This is a genomic window from Cerasicoccus sp. TK19100 (assembly GCF_027257155.1).
GTDB classification, from domain to species: Bacteria; Verrucomicrobiota; Verrucomicrobiia; order Opitutales; family Cerasicoccaceae; genus Cerasicoccus; species Cerasicoccus fimbriatus.
This window is the reverse complement of record NZ_JAPWDU010000009.1, coordinates 1-20,243: the sequence shown is the minus strand read 5'-3', so window position 1 is coordinate 20,243 and position 20,243 is coordinate 1. Positions and strand designations below refer to the sequence as shown.

The 20,243-nt window shown below is 56.3% G+C and carries 16 protein-coding genes; 5 read left to right on the top strand and 11 right to left on the bottom strand.

The window, feature by feature from the left end:
- Positions 1–41: 41 nt before the first annotated feature.
- The 5 genes from O3S85_RS19435 to O3S85_RS19415 form a co-directional block, all read right to left on the bottom strand.
- Positions 42–938 carry a DUF58 domain-containing protein gene (locus O3S85_RS19435; protein ID WP_269542763.1) on the bottom strand — a complete coding sequence of 299 codons (897 nt, stop codon included), beginning with the start codon at positions 936–938 and terminating at the stop codon, positions 42–44.
- A gap of 17 nt (positions 939–955) precedes the next feature.
- Positions 956–1,267 (bottom strand): hypothetical protein, encoded by a 312-nt coding sequence (locus O3S85_RS19430; protein ID WP_269542761.1) that lies wholly within the window; start codon positions 1,265–1,267, stop codon positions 956–958.
- Complete coding sequence (locus O3S85_RS19425; RefSeq protein WP_269542760.1) at positions 1,267–1,473, bottom strand: addiction module protein; 207 nt, start codon at positions 1,471–1,473, stop codon at positions 1,267–1,269. The genes O3S85_RS19430 and O3S85_RS19425 overlap by 1 nt, the downstream gene beginning before the upstream one ends.
- 453 nt (positions 1,474–1,926) lie before the next feature.
- The gene (locus tag O3S85_RS19420; RefSeq protein ID WP_269542758.1) at positions 1,927–2,934 is read right to left on the bottom strand and encodes an AAA family ATPase; all 1,008 of its coding nucleotides are present in this window, start codon (positions 2,932–2,934) and stop codon (positions 1,927–1,929) included.
- Between the two features lie 154 nt (positions 2,935–3,088).
- On the bottom strand, positions 3,089–3,796 hold the full coding sequence (locus O3S85_RS19415; RefSeq protein ID WP_269542756.1) for a Bax inhibitor-1/YccA family protein: 708 nt from the start codon (positions 3,794–3,796) through the stop codon (positions 3,089–3,091).
- 131 nt (positions 3,797–3,927) lie between these two features.
- On the opposite strand from O3S85_RS19415, the gene O3S85_RS19410 reads away from it, so the two are divergent.
- The 3 genes from O3S85_RS19410 to O3S85_RS19400 all read left to right on the top strand — a co-directional run bounded on the left by O3S85_RS19410 (position 3,928) and on the right by O3S85_RS19400 (position 7,154).
- Positions 3,928–4,380, top strand: coding sequence for a hypothetical protein (locus tag O3S85_RS19410; protein WP_269542754.1), 453 nt, complete (start codon positions 3,928–3,930; stop codon positions 4,378–4,380).
- 48 nt (positions 4,381–4,428) lie between these two features.
- Positions 4,429–6,117 (top strand): thiamine pyrophosphate-dependent enzyme, encoded by a 1,689-nt coding sequence (locus O3S85_RS19405; RefSeq protein ID WP_269542752.1) that lies wholly within the window; start codon positions 4,429–4,431, stop codon positions 6,115–6,117.
- A 101-nt stretch (positions 6,118–6,218) separates the two neighbouring features.
- On the top strand, positions 6,219–7,154 hold the full coding sequence (locus O3S85_RS19400) for an exosortase/archaeosortase family protein (protein WP_269542750.1): 936 nt from the start codon (positions 6,219–6,221) through the stop codon (positions 7,152–7,154).
- Between the two features lie 28 nt (positions 7,155–7,182).
- On the opposite strand, the gene O3S85_RS19395 is transcribed toward O3S85_RS19400, so the two are convergent.
- The 3 genes from O3S85_RS19395 to O3S85_RS19385 all read right to left on the bottom strand — a co-directional run bounded on the left by O3S85_RS19395 (position 7,183) and on the right by O3S85_RS19385 (position 12,074).
- Positions 7,183–10,554, bottom strand: a complete 3,372-nt coding sequence (locus O3S85_RS19395) for a fibronectin type III domain-containing protein (protein WP_269542748.1) — start codon at positions 10,552–10,554, stop codon at positions 7,183–7,185.
- Positions 10,555–10,761: 207 nt separating this feature from the next.
- A complete protein-coding gene (locus O3S85_RS19390) occupies positions 10,762–11,589 on the bottom strand; it encodes an alpha/beta fold hydrolase (RefSeq protein WP_269542746.1) in 828 nt (275 codons plus the stop codon).
- A 14-nt stretch (positions 11,590–11,603) separates the two neighbouring features.
- Entirely contained in the window at positions 11,604–12,074 is a 471-nt protein-coding gene (locus O3S85_RS19385; protein WP_269542744.1) for a peptidylprolyl isomerase, read from the bottom strand.
- Between the two features lie 350 nt (positions 12,075–12,424).
- Here O3S85_RS19385 and O3S85_RS19380 point away from each other — a divergent pair, with 350 nt between their 5' ends.
- Positions 12,425–13,504, top strand: coding sequence for a YaaC family protein (locus O3S85_RS19380; RefSeq protein ID WP_269542743.1), 1,080 nt, complete (start codon positions 12,425–12,427; stop codon positions 13,502–13,504).
- A gap of 83 nt (positions 13,505–13,587) precedes the next feature.
- Here O3S85_RS19380 and O3S85_RS19375 read toward each other — a convergent pair whose 3' ends face one another.
- A complete protein-coding gene (locus O3S85_RS19375) occupies positions 13,588–14,238 on the bottom strand; it encodes a 3'-5' exonuclease (protein WP_269542741.1) in 651 nt (216 codons plus the stop codon).
- Positions 14,239–14,281: 43 nt separating this feature from the next.
- Positions 14,282–15,268, bottom strand: coding sequence for an MBL fold metallo-hydrolase (locus tag O3S85_RS19370; RefSeq protein WP_269542739.1), 987 nt, complete (start codon positions 15,266–15,268; stop codon positions 14,282–14,284).
- A gap of 402 nt (positions 15,269–15,670) precedes the next feature.
- Between O3S85_RS19370 and O3S85_RS19365 the strand changes: the two genes are divergently transcribed.
- Positions 15,671–18,778 (top strand): hypothetical protein, encoded by a 3,108-nt coding sequence (locus O3S85_RS19365; RefSeq protein WP_269542738.1) that lies wholly within the window; start codon positions 15,671–15,673, stop codon positions 18,776–18,778.
- 245 nt (positions 18,779–19,023) lie between these two features.
- Here the strand turns inward: O3S85_RS19365 and O3S85_RS19360 are convergent, their stop codons facing one another.
- On the bottom strand, positions 19,024–19,869 hold the full coding sequence (locus tag O3S85_RS19360; RefSeq protein WP_269542736.1) for a glucosamine inositolphosphorylceramide transferase family protein: 846 nt from the start codon (positions 19,867–19,869) through the stop codon (positions 19,024–19,026).
- Positions 19,870–20,243: the final 374 nt, after the last annotated feature.

The following is a 20,243-nucleotide window of genomic DNA, read 5'->3' as shown; positions in this document are numbered from 1 at the left end:
ATTCGCCATTAGCCATCCGCGATTCGTCATGAAACTTTGCATCACAAAGTTCGATGGTGGAGGTATTGTGCGAGGGCGAGGCCGAGGCTGTCGGTGGTTTGCAGGCGCAGGTAATCGACCTGGCTTTTGAAGAAGCCGGTCTTGAGCGTCGCGAGGAATTCATCCATGCGGCGTGTGTATTGTTCGCGCACGGATGACGGCCAGGCGACGACTTCCTTGCCCGCCTCGATGTCCTGAAAGCGCGTCACTTTGGGCTGCGGCAGATCGAGCTCATCGGGGTCCAAGACTTGCAGGGCAATCACGTCGCAGTGGCGGTAACGGAAGTTGCGCAACAGGCGCGGCAGCTCGTGCTCGGCCTCCAGCATGTCGGAGATCAGCACCACGATGCCACGGTGCTTGAAGGGGTGCGTCAGGTTGTCCAGCGTGCGCTGATGCGCGGCGGCACCGTGTGGCTTGAGACGCGCCAGCGAATGCATCACGCGGCTCAGCTGCCCACTGCGATGCCCGGGCTCGACGGCTTCCAACAGCTCGTCACTGTAGGCGAACAGGCCGACGTTGTCGCCTTGGCGTCCAGCCAGGTAGGCGATGCACGCGGCAATCATCGCAGCGTAGCGAAACTTCGAGCACGGCGCGCGGTCGCCCGCGTAGTCCAGCGAGCCGGAACAGTCCAGCAGGACGGTGACGTTCATGTTCGTCTCCTCCTGATAGACCTTGGTGTAGAGGCGGTCACTGCGCGCGAGCACCTTCCAGTCGAGGTATTTCAAATCCTCGCCCGGCGAGTAATTCCGATACTGCAGAAACTCCGTCCCAAAGCCGTGAAACACACTGCGGTGCATCCCGCTGAGAAAGCCCTCCACGGCGGTCCGCGCGAGCAATTGCATATTGGCAATCTGCGTCAGGTGCGCGGGATCGAGGAGGTCTTTAACGGTGGTGGGCATGGTGAGGAGGCGAAAAATTAGCGCGATGAGCGATCAGAAAGAGATGCTCGAATAGTATCAGGATCTTGCCGCAGGTCTAATATCGCTACAATGCGTACGAGGTTCTCCATATTCTCATAATAAACACCGAATGGAAACCGTTTCGCGAGCAATCGATAATAACCGAAAATGATGGGATGAATGCCAGCGTGAAGCTTAAGCGATTCTACTTCAGACTTCAGCGAGGAAAGGAAATACTCACCCACACCAAGATCAAGGCTATCATAAAAATCACGTCCAAGGCGCAAGTCGTCTCTAGCCTCAGAGATTAAAATAACTTCTCGTAACATTATTTACGCAGGCTGTTCCACGCTTCATCAATCGTCAGAAATTCAGCCTCACCGGATTCAATTTTCTTTCGGCGCTCGGCCAAAATCTCGCTGTGCCAAGCTGGCGATGGCGGCTCGGCAACATCGTGGCAAATCGCGTCCCAAAGTTCCTCCATCAAGCGCAGACGCTCGGCCTGGTCCATCGATTTGATTTCTGCTGTGGTCATAGGTAATAGGATGTTCGGTTTTTAGGAAATTTCAATGGCAGATAGCGGGATCGAGGAGGTCTTTAACGGTGGTGGGCATGGGATTATTTTCTCACGGAGACACAGAGAGCACGGAGTCTAGTTTGAATAGGTATCTTAATTTGCTTTCGCTAGATACCGCAGAGCAATTTTTCCGGAATGATAGATGATGAATATGTACAAAACACCGCATAAGGGACCTAGGATAGGCTTGAAATTGGCGGGTATCGCTTGAGTCAGAAAAAAGAAAGGGGCGACTGATAAAAAGAACAAGAGCACGCATCCGACCAATAGAAACACTTTATGCCGCTCTCCTTTTGGCCTACTACAAGCTATAATACAGGCAATAACACCGAAGAAAATGACCAAAAATGCTATTGTATTCCAATCCATTTAATCTGCGTTCTCTGCCGTTAAAACCCACGTCAATCTCGCCTACCCCTCCACGGTTTTCAGCAGCTCGGCGATGAGCTGGTCACTGGTGACGCCTTCGGCTTCGGCGTGGAAGCTCGGGATGACGCGGTGGCGGAGGACCGGTTTGGCCAGCGCCTTGATGTCTTCTACCGCGACGTTGTAACGACCGTCCATCAGCGCGCGGGCCTTGCCTGCGAGGACGAGGGCCTGCGAGGCGCGGCTGCCCGCTCCCCACTTGATCTTTTCCTTGGCCAGCGAAGAGGCGTCCTTGAGTGTCGGGCGGGTCGCGCTGACGAGGTTTACCGCGTAGCGGACCACGTCCGTTGAGACCGGCACCGAGCGGACCAGTGTTTGAATTTCCTCGATTTCCGGACCGTTCAGCACGGCTTGGGGCTTACTGCGCTCGGGCGACGTCGTGGTCGCGACCATGTTGACCTCGTCTTCCTTGGGCAGGTAGTCGAGCACGGTGTTGAGCAAAAAGCGGTCGAGCTGCGCCTCGGGCAGCGGATAGGTGCCCTCCAGCTCAATGGGGTTCTGCGTGGCCAGCACGAAAAACGGCGGCGCGAGCGGGTGGGTTTCGCCTGCAGCGGTCACCTGGCGCTCTTCCATGGACTCCAGCAGCGCGGCCTGAGTCTTGGGCGGTGTGCGGTTAATTTCGTCCGCCAGCACGACGTTGGCAAAGATCGGGCCTTTCACGAAGCGGAACGCGCGCTTGCCGGTAACGGGGTCTTCCTCGACGACTTCCGTGCCGAAAATGTCGGCCGGCATGAGGTCAGGCGTAAACTGGATGCGCTTGAACGCCAACGACATCGACTCCGCCAAGCTGCGAACGAGGAGCGTCTTGCCGAGGCCGGGCACTCCCGTCAACAGGGCGTGCCCTCGGGCGAACATCGTGATGACCAGCTCCTCGATTACCTGGTCTTGCCCGACAACGGCCTTGCGGAGTTCAGTCATGAGTCGGTCGCGTATCTCGTGGACGCGGGCGACGGCGGTTTCTCCGGAGGCGGGTGCGGGGCTCGATTCACTCATAAATAGAAATGTTTGTTATAGTCTGAAGTAACCTAGATGCTATGCAGGTTCCCGCAAACGATTTTTTCAGTTTAGAAGCGGTCTCCTTCCAGCGACATAAAAAAGCCCGGCAGCGTTTGCACTGCCGGGCGTTGAAAAGTCGTTGTTGCTCAGACTAGTCGCGCGACATGAAGATGCGCAGGACATACCAGAACAGGACGGCCACAGCGGCAAACAGCTCCAGCGAGGCGGCCACGTATTGGTCTTCGCCGTAGTGGTGGAGCACGTTCGAGGTCGTGTAGAGGATCATGCCTGCGGCCAGAATCACCATGCCGACAGAGAACCAGAGACCGAGGTTGAAGCCGAAGATCACACCGGCCACGATCATGCCGATCGCCACCAAACTACCCACCAACAGCGCCGTCCGCATGAAGGAGAAATCCTTGCGCGTGATGAACACCGTCGCCGTCAGCGCGAGCACCAGTAGAAGCGTCACGAGGCCGGCCTGATAGATCAGCGTATTACTGCCCGCCTGATATTGTGCCAGCAGGAGCAGCGGCACGAAGATCAGCGCTTCGGCGACCACGTAAAGGCCCAGGCCCAGATACTGCGTGCCGATCGACTTGGCGCTGGAGGCAAACATGCGCGCCACCCAACCCACGATCATAAATGCGGCCAGGATGCCCAACCAGGCACCACCACCCTTGTTCAGGATGCCGATAGCGGCCTCGCGGACGGGCGTCAGGCTCAGCAGCACTGACTCCAGCGCGATAAAAGCAAAGATAGCCCCCGCGAGGTGGGCGTAGGTACGGCGGACGAATTGCGCGCGTGTGCTCGGCGCGGCATCCGCCATGGAACGAACTGGATAATCTTGTGAATACATGGCAATTATTTTTAATACAAAATTTAATAAATTTCAGACACACTCAAGGTTAATCGACCGGTAGAATGTCAACTGGATGCGACGGAATTCAACGTTGATCCGAGTCAAATAATATTCAAATCTAGCCTATCATGCCACAAAGCATCCTGTATCTACTCATTTTCGCACTACTGGCACCGGCCGCTAAAGAAAAGTCAGCTCCGGGTTCAGAAGCAGAACTGAACAATGTGGAGCAGGTGTTCGTGGGCAAATGGCGCGGCAGCCGCACCGGCTACGAATGGGAGATTGAGCGTTTTCCGGACCGCACTTTCGAAATTGCCATGACCGAGGTCTTTGATGGCAAAAAATACCGTAACTGGGGTCGGGGCACTTGGCGCGTCGAGGGCGATAACTATTTTTGCGACTGGGACACCTGGACCGGTGATGAGGGAGACCTTGGCGAGGAATTCAGTGAGCGCATTAAAACCTATTCTCCGGAAAAAATCATCACCTTGACCGAGGGAGACGATGCGGACCCTAACAATATCGAAATCAAGGTCACCGAATTCAAGATGCCAGAATGGGACCTCAAGCCATCTGAGTAGTTTCATTTTCTACTGACAGCGACGACACATCGCGTCATCTTTACGAGCATGACCACCACTACCGTCGGCTCTTATCTCGCAACGCGTCTCGAACAAATCGGCATCCGCCACTACTTCGCCGTCCCTGGCGACTACAACCTGGTCCTGCTCGACCAGTTGTTGAAAAACGAGCGCCTCGGCTTCGTAGGCTGCTGTAACGAGCTCAACCTCGGCTACGCGTGCGACGGCTATGCGCGCGCCAACGGCGTGGCCGCGGGCTTTGTCACCTTTTCTGTCGGCGGCCTGTCGGCGATCAACGCCATTGCCGGAGCTTACGCCGAGGACCTGCCGATCATCTTTGTATCCGGTGGACCCAACACCAACGCCTGGCCCGAAAACCGCCCGCTTCACCACACCCTCGGCGAGGTCCGTTACCGCTATCAGCTGGACATGTTTAAGGAAGTCACGGCCTGCGCGGTCTCAATTGAGCACACCGACGACGCCCCGGAGTTGATCGACCGCGCCATCAACGAATGCCTGCGCCGCCGCAAACCGGTTTACATCGAGATCGCCTGCAACCTCGCCGGCGAAAGCATCCCCTCCGCACCCAATCAAAAGCTCACCGCGCCCGTGCCGTGTGACCTCGCCGCGCTGGATGCGGCCGTCGAGCATGCCGCCGCGATGCTCAATACCGCCGTGAAACCCGTGCTCGTCGGCGGCGTGAAACTGCGCCCGTGGGACGCCGACATGGAGTTTAAAAAGCTCGCCGAAGCCAGCGGCTACGCCGTTGCGATGATGCCCAACGCCAAGGGATTTTTCTCCGAAAACCACCCGCAATACATCGGCACCTACTGGGGGCCAGTCAGCACGCCAGCCTGCGGCGAAGTCGTGGAAAGCGCCGATGCCTACCTGTTTGCCGGGCCGACCTTTACGGACTACACCACCAGCGGCTACAGTGCGCTGATCAACAAAGACAAGCTCATCCAGGCCAACGCCGAGCGCGTCAAGCTACCCGGCCGCACGTATAACAACGTGCCGCTGCCGCTCTTTTTGGAAAAGCTCGCGGAGAAGGTGAAGCCGAATCCGACATCACTCGAGGCCTGGAACCGCCTGCGCCCCGAGCCCAGCTGCCGCCCACAAGTCGAGGCCGACACCGTGCTCCTGACGCGCCACGTCACCGATCGCATCCAGCACATGCTCACGCCCGAGATGACCCTGCTCGCCGAAACTGGCGACTCGTGGTTTAACGGCGTTAAAACCAAGCTCCCCGACGGCGCGGGCTTCGAGATCCAGATGCAGTACGGCTCCATCGGCTGGTCCGTCGGTGCCACGCTTGGTTACGCGATGGCCACGCAAGGCGAGAAGCGCGTGGTCGCCATGATCGGCGATGGCTCGTTTCAGCTAACGGCGCAGGAACTTTCCACGATCATTCGTTACGGATTAAATCCGATCATCTTCCTCATCAACAACCGGGGCTACACGATCGAAGTCGAAATCCATGACGGACCTTACAACAACATTAAAAACTGGGACTACGCCGGCCTGATGAACGTCTTTAACGCCGAGGACGGCAAAGGCTGGTCCACCCGCGTTGGCACCGTGGGCGAGCTCGACGCCGCCATCGAAAAAGCCCTCGCCCACGAAGGCGGCCCGTCCCTGATTGAGCTGACTATCGACCGCGACGATTGCTCCAAGGAGCTCCTCGAATGGGGCACCCGCGTCGCCGCCGTCAACAGCGCCCCACCGAAGTGGCAGTAGGGAAGGAATGCAAAATGATAAATTCAAAATGCAAAAAGCTTCATCCTGTGATTCAATGTCTTAGTTTTTTGAATTCTGCATTTTGAATTTTGCCTTTCCTTATGCCCGAGCCCGCCGACCAGCCAGCCAAGCCCGATAACGCCGCGCAAATGAGCCCGACGGGGAACGTCGATTGGACGATCATGCTGGCGACGTATTTCGGGGCGATGCTGATCTTTTACCCGCTGATTCGCTGGCTGTTCCGCGCCACCGAATCCAGCGAACAGCTCCTCCATGCACTGATCGTGCTCGGGGCGGCGGGCATGTTTTTGATGCTGGAAAAGCGCCGCCGCCTGAGCCTGGTCCTGACCCATGACCGGCGGAGCGTGGGCCTGCTCGCGGCATCCTTTAGCATCGTGGCCGTCTGCCTGCTGCCGCTCAACTGGGAGGCCCCGGGCTATGGCTTTGCGCAAGCGGCGCTGTTGCTGATTGCCTTTGGGATGACGCTCGCGGCACTGGTCCACTACACCCTGGGGGCCAAGGTTGCCCGCGCCGCGCGGGGATTCATCGTGGCCTTCACGTGTTTCATGTTTCTGGCGCTGGCGCTGCCGATTCTCGACTGGCCGATGCGCGCCATCGCTGGCCGGTGGTCGATGAACCTCCTCGGCTTTCTCGGCTATGGAACGCAACTGCAGTTGGCCAACATCCCCTCACCGGAGCTAGTACTGACCGTCGCGGGTCGCCCGTTTGTCGTCGCCGCCGAGTGCAACGGCTTCGGTCTGCTCTCGGCCTCGCTGCTGCTTACGATTCTGCTCGCCATTTACCGCAAGCTCAAGGCGGTAGACATCCTCCTGGTGCTGTTCCTGGCCATGGTCACCGCCTTTATCGCAAACACCCTGCGCATCCTCGTAATCATCCTTCTGGCCCCCCGCGTGGAAAACTACCTGCTGATGCACGAGATCGTCGGGCTGATTTTCTTCTACGGTGCCCTCGGCTTTTTGTGGTGGTTCGTTTATGGCTTTGGGCGGGGAGCGAAGAAACCTGAGGGCACGGCTTAGGGCACATTCCGGGCAATCATCGGGCACTCTACTCTGCAACCATCCGCAGAATGACGAACGCCTCATCTCTGTCTTCCAATGGCAAAGAAACGGCGATTCTGGTGCCGTCGCTGGAGGTGGCAGAATCCAATGCGGCATACGGGCCAGCAGGGTCCAATGACCAGAGGACCTCGTAGAAGACATCCGTGCGAAGCCGATTGTAACTGAATGTTGCCTGGTTGGCCTCAACCTCAAACACGAGACCGCTTTCGGACATTGGCTCCCCGGGTCGAAGTCCCAGCGCATACTCACTGAACAGGCTTAAACCATTGCGGTCGGTGTCATCGCCGTCCTCTGCCGAGCCCAAACCATGATGTTGCTTCCATGCAGCAACGCCACTGAATGTATCCGCGGAAATAACTTTGCCAGTTACCACTTCGCCGGTCACTGAGTGCGAAACCAATCGGTAGAAATATTCTTGGTTGGCGGTGACCTCAGCAATCTGCAAACCCGTGTCAGAGCCCCCGACTTGCCGAACCGTCGTCCAGTTTCCTTCGCCATCGGGAGATGTTTGCACCTCCACATAGGCAATGCCGGGTTGCCACTGCCAGCCTAGGTTCACGGCGGCATCCTCGCGGTCTCCGGCGGCAGCATACTCAGGCGATTGTGCCGAGACGGTTTCATTCTGTTCATAGCCGATATAGAGGCCACTGTAAGCATCTGAACCGAGATAGTAGGTGCCGCGATAGATCAGCCGGTTCTGACCAATGGGCAGCACCTGACTGAAAGTAGATTTGATCGGAAACTCCGTATGATAATCAGTATCCAGAGTTAAATCCGCATTGAGGCGAAATACGCCCTTGCTGCCGGAGAGCAGTATTTTCCCCTGCGAATCATAGCCCAATCCATACGATACGCCAACGACATCGCCAATGGGTTGAAAGCTCGTATCGGTCACCCCATTACTATCCACGATGAAAAAGTTTTCGTAGCCTACATCATCCGTATTCGCATAAAAGCGACCACCGATAAAAATACGCCCATCGGGCAACAAATGGACATGGCTGATAAAGACCGTCGATCCGTTTAGCTGCTGTATTGAAAAGCCAGTGTCCAAAGTGCCGTCCGCGTTCAGTCGCGCCATACGCCTGATCGGCAAACCGTTAATTTCAGCAAACGGCCCGCTGAGCAGTATTTTGCCATCCGGCTGAACGGCGGCGATTGTCAAGCTGCCGCCACCGTATATGAAATTCGAAAACTCATGATTGGGAAATGTGTCATCGAGCGAGCCGTCTTGATTAAAACGAATAAGGCTCCATTCAGCGCCGTCTTTCGTTTCAAATTCGCCCGTTGCGAGAATTTGCCCATTCGCCAAAAGCTGGATTGAACCGACCGCTGAGCTGGAGTTCTCCATCAAGTCCACACTAGCGTCAAAGGACTCATCCAGCGTTCCATCGGCATTGAGCCGGACTATCGGGTGAACCGGAATCGATGCCCCATTAATACTCATCTCGCTAAAGTTGCCTCCCACCAGTATCTTCCCATCCGGCTGTACAGGCAGCGAAGTGTAGTGAGTGTATGAGCTGCCATTGCCCAGAACGACATCCGCAAAAGTAGTGTCCAATGTGTAATCGTCCAGGTTTAGCCGGGACAGCTTTCTCAAATAAGCAACGAGCAGGTGCGAATCTCCCTGTAAGGCAATGTTCGTTACGGTATTAAAATCAGGCAGGTTCTCCGTGGCTTCCAAGTCCAGGAAGCCGGTGCCCGGGTAGCCGAGGTTTCGGATTGTTTCAGTGGTCGAATAAGGACCATAACCACTCTCATTCCTGCCGCGCGCACGGAAGCTGTAGTGAGCACCGGGTGTCAGGCTCTGCATGCGATAATATTCAAAATTGGGCCCATCCACAACGGTGGCCAAAACCTCCCAGTGCTCACCACCATCAAAACTCCGCTCAAGACTGTACTCCCTCACATAACTGGCGACAAAGTCGAGTTGGATCATGTCAGCCAGAACCAGTTTTGCGGACAGAATTGGCGCGGTCGGCAAAGGAGTCGCAATCGTGGTTGCTTCCAGTACATTGGAATACTCGGAGTTGCCCTCATGATTGTAGGCCCGGATGCGAAACTGGTAATCGGTAGCACCGTAAAGTTTGGTGATATTGGCACGTGTCCCCGAGAAGGACCCAAAGGACTGCCAAGCCTCTCCAACGCGAGCATATTCGACCAGATAGCCATTCGCATTATCTGCGGCCTCCCACTCGATGCGGATGTAATAATAGTCGACGACTTCCGCTGTGGTCAGGACTGGAGTATCTGGCAACGGCAGGAGTCCTGTTTCCAAGCGTATCACGTTTCCGGTGACATCTACTTCGTGCCCACCCACAACCAACTTCTCGTCAGCCTGCACAACCATCGGCCCAAACCACGTCACATAGCCGTCGTAATTAAATGTCATATCCCGCTTACCGGAATCTCGCAACCGCATGACGCCAAAGTTGCCCGCTGCGAAGACACGGCCACTGGCACCCAAGGCAAGTTCATAGCACTCGGAGTAGCGATTCAGGTTAGCCGCAAAGCTTTCATCCAATGCGCCGTCTGCATCCAACCGAACAATGGCATAGGCGGTCTCACCATTGTAGGAATCGAAGCTCCCACCAACCAAGACTTGGTCATTCGGCAATACCAACACAGCCTCAGCGTAGCTGTTCAGCCCGCTGCCAACGTCAAAGGTATCATCCAGACTGCCATTCGCGTTGAGCCGCACAATCATCCGGCGCGATTCGTCATCGAACTCATGAAAATCGCCGACGAGGATGATCTTACCATCCGATTGTAGCGCTGCCGCATTCACCTCGCCATGATTCCAGGCGGTGACGATCGTTCCGGCACCCGGGTCAAATAATGAATCCAGGCTTCCATCGATATTCAACCGCGCGACGCCCCCAATAGAAGTCCCGTCATATTCCGTAAAGTCTCCAACAACGATCAGCTTCCCATCGCTTTGCACGACACAGTCTTTAACGGTGGCATTGAACCCGGTGCCACTGGCAAACGAGCTCACGATATCCCCGTCTGCATCCAGTAACACAATGTTGCCCACGGCGGTGCCTTTAAAGGAGGTGAAATCACCACAGACAATCACATGACCATTTGCCAGCACCTCAATGTCGGTCACGTAGGTGTAGTCGCCACCCGCAATGCCCGCACGAACGTCAAAGCTTTTGTCCAACGTTCCATCGGGTGTCAGGCGCACCAGCCCCGTAACGCTCTGCGACGCAAACTCAGTAAAGAGACCGCCGACGTATATTCGCTCATCAGCATCCAGCGCTAGGGCATAGACGCGCTCATTGGCCCCCGCTCCCACTGAAAAGGTTTCATCAAGATCACCGGGCAACGCGTGCAAGCCAATGGATCCCGACATTAAACAAGCACACAAAAAGGGCCAAAAAATCTTTTTTAAATAAGTCACGTCAATGAATGAAAATGGCTCACGCTGAAGGCCAATTCAATGTAAAATTATTTAGAATACGCAGAACACCCACTATCCTTATGATGCCAAATCCACCGTAACCCATTGGCATGAAGCGCGGTTGGCATGCCAGCCAATGCACCGCTGGCTGAGCGATCCTCATTCAGGAAGCTCTCGGACTAGAAATGCCAGTAGCGCGCTTAAAAATACATCGGGTGCCTCGAGGTGCGCGCAGTGGCCGACCTTGGGGATGATTTCCATCCGCGCGTTGGGCAGCTTGGGGAGCATTTCTCGGGCAATGGCGCAAAACTTTTGGTCGAAGGCCCCGGCGGTGATCAGGCAGGGCAAATCCAAATCGCCCAGATAATCCCACAACGACGGCAGCTTACCGGAGCTTACCGCGACCAGCGCCGCCGCAAGCTGGGCAGGATCGTTCCGCAGACGGCGCAGGCGCAGCGATTCCAGAATTTCCGCCGGGATACTATCCTGGCTTTTGATGATCGGCATGGCCTGCCAGGTCTCGAGAAAGGCGTCGATCGATTGACGACGCATGCGATTGGCCAGGTCCTCATCGGCGATCAGTCGGTCCATGCGGCGCACGGGGTCGCCGATGCCGGGCGTCGCGCCTATGGTAACCAATGCGCGCCAGTTGGCCGGCTTTTGATTGACCGCGTGCAAGGCCACCCGGCCTCCCATGGAGTAGCCCAGGAGAATTGGCACCTGCTGCGTCTCGGCGACAATGCGACGGCGCGCAGCCTCGATCACGTCGAGGAAGTCACCCAGCGCGAGCGCATCGTGGTCGTCAACGCGGGCGTTGCCGTGGCCGGGAAGGTTGAGCGCCCACCAGTCCAGCGAGTCGCGCGAGTGCTCCGCCAACCAGGCGAAGTCCTCGGCGTCTCCGGTAAAGCCGTGGAGCGCCAATAGCGGCGCCCTCCCCGGCGAATCCCATCGCTGAAGGCCGGTTGCGTTCTGCAGTGCGCCGGCCATGACGATTTAGTGGCTTAGTCCTTAACGGAGGCCTTGACGATGTATTGCTTAGCAACGGGCTTGTCACGCGCGTCGCAGCGCTCGTTTTCGATCTTGGTCACGACATCCATGCCGGAGGTCACCTTACCGAAAATGGTGTGCTTCATGTGGAGCCACGGGCAGGACACGGTGGTGATGAAGAACTGCGAGCCGTTGGTGCCGGGACCGGCGTTGGCCATAGCCAGCAGACCGGGCTGGTCAAACTTGACGGACGGGTCGCACTCGTCCTCGAACTTACCGCCCCAGAGCGATTCACCACCCATGCCGGTACCGGTCGGATCGCCGCCCTGTAGCATGAAGTCCTTGATCACGCGGTGGAAAATGATGCCGTCGTAGTAGCCCTTATTGATCAGGCCGACAAAGTTTTCAACGGTCTTAGGTGCCACGTCGGGCATGAGCTCGATTTCGATTTCGCCTTGGTTGGTTTCGAGAATTGCAGTGGGCATAGGATTTTGGGTGTTTTGGTTCTTAGTGCTTGGTTCTTGGTTTTTAAAAGAAGAAGGTGCGAGATTAACGCCGCCCGGAGAAAAACCAAGGCCTAAGCGTCAGGGAATTTGTGGGGGTTGGAGTCTGATTTACGAGTGCACAATTGAACAACGTCAATAACGTTTTATCAGATCGCCTGTGCAACAGGCTATCCATACCATCGGATCTGTAAAATATAACATTACTTCATAAAAAACAAATTGCTAAGACACCTACTTGCATGTTAGCGAGTAACCATGCTCGTTAACCATCTACTCGGAAAAGCAACAATCAAAATCTGAGTAAAGATTGGCTAGTTCTGCCACATAAGATGTCGAAACCTATTGAAATTGGGGAACCTGCACTGTATAAATACCAAGCAGTTAAATACTTCCACTTTGATGTGGAAGCAGGCGCGTCCCTTGTGCTCACATCAAATCCTTGGTCTTACCTCAGTGCATGGCTTTCGCAAAAGGAATCTAAATCGAGAGGAAAAACAAAAGAGAAGTTCTCTAAAGCCAAGTATTTTGTTGAGCAAGCAGAGTCTTTCCATCTAGCTGCCGAGTCTACCAGACTGCCCACAAAAGCTACATTGGTTTACTACTCATGCCTAAATCTAGTGAAAGGCTTTTTGAGCGTAAAAGGGGTTGAACTAGAACAGCATAACGAGCACCATGGAATCTCACTGCCCATAGGGAATACTCAAGAATTGTCTTTTTCAGGAAACATAAAGAATTGCCTGAATATCTTTCAAGAATTCAATAAGGTGCTAGGTATACCGAAATCTGGAAAATGCAGTGTACCTATCAACCAACTTTTTTCAGAAATTCCAGAGGTTCACGAATTAGCTTTTACCCTAGGACACCTGCCGCTTAACAGAAGAAAGTATTTACCGGTCGACATACGCTTTCATGTCAATGATCGACGAGATTACCTATTCACAGTTCTGAAATTCGAGAAAAAGAACGAATCCAGAGTGCCAGTTGAAAAATTCTATAAGGGCAAAAGGAAAAGTTATTTTGTAAAGGCGAGTGATAACGTGAACGGTTGGACCATTTATCGTAGCATCAAACGAAAAAAGGTCACTAATAACAACTTCAACCGAATCTACAGGAATATCTGCAAGGAATATTCAGACCTGGGCTTTGCTTCGATATTAACAAGAGGTGGCTACCGCTACTACGCGAACCTTGATGCCGGACCATTCCATCAATTAGCTTCAACGCTTGCTCTACTCTTTTTCGCAGGAAGCGCAGCCCGCTACAGACCATCAATGACTCAAAATCTACTGAAAGGTGACCTACAGCCGATTTTGACCGAAGCAGTAGAAACTTGCCCAACTCAGTTTCTCTACCAAATAGCGAGTTTGATAACCGACTCAGTGTGCGCAGTGCCTCAGGCAAAAATATAGTAGATAACCAGTCTAGGCAATCCAGGCAAATTACCCGAAAATTATGGCATCAGACATTGCCGATCAACGAATGAGAAAAGGCACTACCCGTCATGCTCCTGCTCGGCTTTGCGGACGAGCATGTAGAGGCGGCGGCTCATCCAGGCGTCGGTGGCGGCGTAGACGATTTGCTTGTGGTTGAGGCTGCGGCGGGCCCAGTTGGACACTTGTGCGCTTTTGGAAATGCGTAGGCCCAGGAACATGCCAATCAGGCTGCGCAGGCCGGTTTTTTCAATGCCCAGGCGGCGGCTGATTTCGCTGATTTCCACAAAGCCGGCGGGCTTGTAGCGGTCGATGGCCTGGAGGCGCTTAATGTCGTCGCGCAGGGCAACGCCGACTTTGTGCACCTTGGGGTTTTCCAACAGCGGGAAGAGCGGCTTGAGGCCGCCAATGCGCTTCACCTGAAAGAGGTAGGCCTCGTAATTGGTCGCAAATTGGACGATCGACGGGTCGTAGTTTTCCCCTTTTTTGAAGGCGGGACGGGACTCGGTATCGAACCCAAGCACTTCGACCTGGCGCAGCTTTTCCACGGCGAGGCGGGCGGCTGCGGGGGTGGTAATCAAGTGGATCGCACCCTCAAAACGTCCCAGCGGGAGGCGGTTAATCTCCTCCTTGGTGATATTGAGCGCGATGGGCAACGGCTCCAGTTCGGAGGTTGCTGCCGTGAGTTCTTTGTGTGGTGATTTCGTTGACAAAACAGGTAATCTCAAAGGTCAGATGGCCGGCCAAGGTGGTGGGTTAGAGTTGGATTTCGAGGCCGTCGTAGCAGAGCAGTATTTCTTCTGGATACTGTGCGTGTCCAAGCTGGTCAGCGGATTCCTGGTGGTAGATGCTGCGGTACATGATCGTATTGCGAAGAAAATCATCGAGCTGCCAGTCCGTATTGATGGGCTCGTGATGGAAGATAGCGAGGCGCTTGGCGCTGGCGCGCGCGGTGAGCTCGACGCCCATGACATTGCTGGAGTGCCCCCAGTTTGCCTTGGTAAAGGTCGCGTCGGCCATGGTGTATTGCGCATCGAAGATTACGAGGTCCGCGTCGCGGAAAAATTCCACAAACGGGTAATCATCCTCATAGGCGTCGTGCGTGTGCTCGGAGTCGGTGGAGAACACGGCGGTCTTGCCGTCCTTCTGGAAGCGGTATCCGTAGGACTTGCCCGGGTGGCTTTGCTCAATGGAGTCGATTGCAAAGCCCTCAATGTTGTAGGGCGTAAGCGGCGGCTGCACGTCGAACTCGATATGCGCGCCCAGCGCCTCAAAGGGCACGGGAAACTCCGGACCGCTCATTTGCCTGCGAATCGCCTCCTCGCACTGCTCGTGGTAGGTGTGGAAAATGATCTTGTTGCCCGGGATGTAGGCCGGGACAAAAAACGGAAAGCCCTGGATGTGATCCCAGTGCAAGTGCGTCATGAAAATGTGGTAGGTGTGCGGCTCTTTGGCCTCACCCGTGGTCATGAGTTTGTGGCCGAGATCGCGGATGCCGGAGCCTGCGTCACAGATCATGTAAGCGCCACCGGGATTGTCGAACTGGATGCACGAGGTATTTGTGCCGTAGGTCGAGCGAACCGCAAAGGGAAGCTTGGCGTCCATGAAGGCATTGATCTTTTCATCGCTGGAAAGATCCTGGCCCTGCGCCGCCTGTAGCGCCCGAAAAACTTTCTCGCGCACCATGGGCGCGGTCATCGGCGCGGGCAGCGAACCCTGTGTTCCCCAGAAGCGGATTTTCATGACTAAAAGTAAAGTTCGGGAGAAGACCCTAATGGCTGTAACATGGCAAGCTATTACCAAATGGCGATCATAAAACGATGACATTCAGTCATTTCCATGGATTTATTAACGATTTTTTTACAGCTTTTAATCTTTTTTAACAATTGGCGGCATCAACGGTCCCCACGAAGTAAACGAGCCGGCAGAACCGCACATACAGCATTTAACAAGAGATAACTAGCCGATACCACCCAGTTTTCCAGATACTTGGTAGGTCCAAGGAATAATTGACTCAACTGCGACTCATAAGAATTGTAAAAAACTTTACGCCTGCTAGCCTGAAAACCAGCGCGAACATCCACGTCCTACTAAACTGCCATAACCATCCTAGATATGTCCCCAAGAGTCTTAACCGCAGCCACCATGCTCGCGGCACTAATACCGTCAGCCCAGGCCGCCACGGCGGACAACCTGACCATCCAAATCGTTGATGACTCCGGCATCGACAACCTGTATTTTCTCCTGAGCTCGGGCAAAGAAGCCATCACACTAGCCTCAACTCCAGGAGCCACCGGCTCAATGCCCGCCATGGGCTGGCCCGGCGAGTATGGTGCCGTGCCGATGAAAATCTCCGACTTGCCGACGACCGGTGCCACCGTGACCTCGCCCTACACCGGCAACACGCCCACGATCTACACCTTTGAGGCCGAAGACCTGAATTCCGGCAAGTTCCTCTTTCTGCAGGGCACGGCTGACGCGCCGCCGGACTTCACCTACACTGCCAACACCACCTCGCCGTCGTTCGTGACCGCGCCTTATCGCTTCGACCTGTGCGAAGTTACCTTTTTGCAGGACGCCGACAGCGGCTCGGACATCACGTCCATTGACCAGCTCGGTATCCAGATCCAGATGGAGCTCTTTGACACTTCGGGCAAGTTGCTGGACTCGAAGTATTACTACAAGTCCACCTTCTCCCTGCTCCAGGAGATCGAGTCGATGCACGGCGTCAAGGGCAGCGATGCCATGCTGGAAGTCGACAACAGCGGCTCCTCGCCCACGACCAAGGGCGGATGGACGACTGCCGGTGACCCGACCATGTCAAAGTTTCTCCGTGCGCTTGGGCCCACGCAGCTCTCCGCACCTCCCGGCCTCAGCCCCGCGCCGTATCCGGATTTCAAAACCTACCTGGAGGCAATCATCGCCGCCGGCGTCACCGTCAACCTGAGTGGCGCGGCTGAGGAGATCAGCGGCGAGTCTTCATCCAGCACCTACGACTACACCGGCACATTCGAGAAAGTCACGGACTCAACCACACAAGAGTTGCTGGGCTACCAAGTCAGCCTCACCGGAACGACGACAAACATCCCCACCAACAATCCCGACTACCCGGCCAACGCGGACATGACCGTCAATCTGCCCATCCCGCAGCAGGCACAGTTTGAGGTAGAACTGGAGCCAGTCGGCATTTATGCGCTCATTCAGGGCAGCACCAACAGCGGCGGCTACCCCGAGAGTGAAACAATCAATTGCACCGTCACCGCGCCACAGACAGCCGGGGGCACGACAGCCGTCGTCCAAGCCCAAACGAATGCTTCAGGCTTCCTGCTAGCCTACCCCAACGGCTCGCTATTCAATGTCGTTGATGCCGGTTCGGGCTACACTTCACCTCCCACGGTAACAGTTCCCGGCGGCGACCAGCCATTCTCCGTCAAGGCTTACTTAAACGAGTCCAAGGTATCTAAGGTAAAGATCACCGACGGCGGCTACGGCTACTACGAGGACGCCGTGCTGATCATCAACGGCTCATCCCTGCCGGCCATTGGTACCGACCCGGCTCCCACCTATACCCCGGCTCAAGCCACCGTCCGCATGAAAGACGGCAAGGTGCACAGCGTGGACTTCACCGGCACCAACGACACCCAGGGCTCGGGCTTTGGCGACTTCAACCAGAGCGCGTTCGTCACCGCTTACACCGCCAACAACGCCCCGCAGTCGAGCTACAATTTCAACATCTACGGTGCCCCGCTCAACCAGACGATTTACTCGGTTGGCGACCTCGATTCCGCGCAAATGGAAAACCTCAGCACGAATTCTGTTTATGGCGCGATGACGCGTGATGTGCTGGCGGCGCTCAACTTCGGCTACGTCAATGGCATCTACGGCGAGGAGGGCCCCAACTGGTATGGCACCGCTCCGACCGCCGCGCCCTTCGGCCTCGCCCGCAAGACCAACGACGGCCACTACAACCCGTGGGCGGCGACAATCTTTAACCACAGTGACGCCTACTCCTTCGCCTTTTCCGACCGCGGCGGCGGCCCTTCCCCGCTCATGGTCCTGCAAGCCGGGCAAATCCTGCGCATCACGATCCTGCCCGACGACCGTCTTGACTCGCCCACCATCCAATCGGCCACCAGCACACTCAAGAGCGGCGATGCAGTCGTCGACTTGACCTGGGATAAGATCGATGGTGCCACCGGCTACAAAATCGACGTAAAGCACCCGAGCGGCATTGGCTCCTATTCCGTGAGCGGCGGCTCCAGCGTGAGCCACACCCTCGGCGACGGCGACGGCATAACACTGCCCACGGGCACGCCCATCACGCTCGGCGTGGCCGCCACCAAAGGCAGCCTGGAAAGCCCGATCCAATACATGGTGCTCACCACCGCGGGCGACTTGGTCCCCATTTCCGGCGGCACGGACGTGCAGATGAACGTGAAATGGACCGACCGCCTGATCCCGCCCCGCGTCGATACCTCCACGTTGAAGTTTTACCTCAACGGCGTCGAATATCCGCTGGATAACGAAAATCCGCCGCTGAAGGCCGTGAGCGCCTACTTCAATGCGGCTGGCGCGGACCCGGCCGTCACCAACCAATACGCGTTCGTCGTCACTGCCGATGTCGAGCAGCCCGACGGCTCCAAAGTCGAAGAGACCGTTTTCCAAAACGTGCTGGAGGCGCAGTATATTTACACCGACGGCACTGAGAGCGAGTTCCTGGCTCCGGTCAACGAGATGATCGGCTCCGAGCAATCACTTACCATCGCTTACGCGGGCGGCAGCACCAGCCCCTACAGCACCACGGGCCTGGTCATGACGCTCAATCTCGTGCCCGAGCTCATCAAGCAGACCACGGACGTCGTCACGCCGCCGCTGAAGTCCTACGGGCTCTGGGCCGCACAGTACCCAGGCATGAACACCGCCTACACCGCCAATGATGACGGCGACATGCACCCGAACCTGCTGGAGTATTTCTTCGGCACGGACCCGCTGGTTGACCGCGATAACCGCTACCCGGAGCTCGAAGTCACCCCCGACTACTTGCGCCTGACCTTCCCCATCAGCAAGACCTATCAGGGCTTCGATGGAGAGCTGTTCTGGTCGAGCAACTTGACCCATTGGTTCACCGCAAATGTGGAATCCTACGAAGAAGTCGACATGGGCGACCACACTCTGCGCACCGCACTCATCCCCAACCCGGGCTTAGTTGACGGCGACGGCATCTTCTTCCAAATCGTGCTGTTCGAAGAGTAGTAAACGTCGGGCAGTAATCGCTTTCGCGTACGCGGTTGGCTGAGGCCAGCCGCATACGTGGCCACGGCTTAGCTGCGGTTATTACTTAAAGGTGGCGGCCGGTGTCCCCACCGGCCAGAGGCGAAAAGGGATAGATTGAATAGGTTCGCGCTTGCGCCATATCAGCGAAACACGCGAGTCAGAAAATCATTTGCAAAAGCCTACATTGTGGCCGGTGGGGACACCGGCCGCCACCTTTCACATCTTCACCCTGGCCAAATCCTTGACGCGGCATCGCCGAGTAGCCAGTCGCCCGCACGATTAAAGGTATGCGTGGCGATATTACCCGGAGTCGGCGTGTAAGCTTTCAGTTCGCGCTCACGGTAGGCCGTATCCGTCCATTCCGTGATCTCCATTAACATCACGCCGTAGCCATAGCGCACGGAGCAATCCTGCGCCGGGCGGATTAATTTCCCCTCGTGCTCGAAGAGCCGCCCCGCCGGGCGCGCGCAGAAGCGGTCGGCCACAATCGGGTTGGCCGGGTGCGGTGTCCAGTCGTCGCTCAAGGGCGAGTCCGCGCTCCATAGGCAGAGCTGCCCCGAGGCATTGCCACCGGCCTCCGTAGGCGTCCCACCAAAGAGCCACCAGCGGCCATCCCGCTGCCAGAAAGTCGCGTCGACCACTTCGGTGTCGCGCATCAGGGACCTCTCATGCTCCCAGCGATACGGCCACTGCAAGCAGCGGTAAAGATCGACCGTGCGGTTGGCGCGCGACTCCGGCACGAGCCACCACTCACCCTCATGGGCAAAGACATTGGGGTAAGACAGATGATAGTCGCGCTCCAAAATTACGCGAAACGACCCGTCCACCACTTGCCCGCATTCATCGAGTTCAAAGACCGCCAGTCGGCCTTTCTTCGGATGGTGGACCACCTCTTCCACAAACACCCAACACCGGCCATCGCGAAGGACAGGAAACGGGTCCGCCCACGAGCGATCGCGCGGAGGCAGCAGCGGCTGCAGCGCGGCGAAGTCGTCGGGCAGCACATCGGCCCTGCCGGCAAGCAGGTGCCATTGTTTGCCCGGCAGCAGGCGTTTCCAGATCGGAGGCATGCCGGTTGACTATGGCGCGGCGCATTCCGGTGGCGAGGTTTTCTGTCGCCCGGCGCTTCCTTCGCTGGAGGGCGGTGCTTCGTCACCGCCGCCAGCATCCTGCTGGACCGATAGATTTGCCCATTGGGCAAATACTGACTCCCGCGCGGCAGCGGTGACGAAGCACCGCCCTTGTGTCTTCCTTTTTTGGCACTAATTAGGAAAATGATGCTTCCGAGAATGGTTTCATTAACACGTCGCAGGAAGCGTCATTTTCCGAAGCCGGGCTGGCTCGACGTCGCCCTGGAGCGCATTGGTTGCTCGACTGGAGCCCGGGCGGCCCGGCTGATTTTGACATCGACTCGAACAGTTGCCGGAGCGGTCTGGACGTCCCA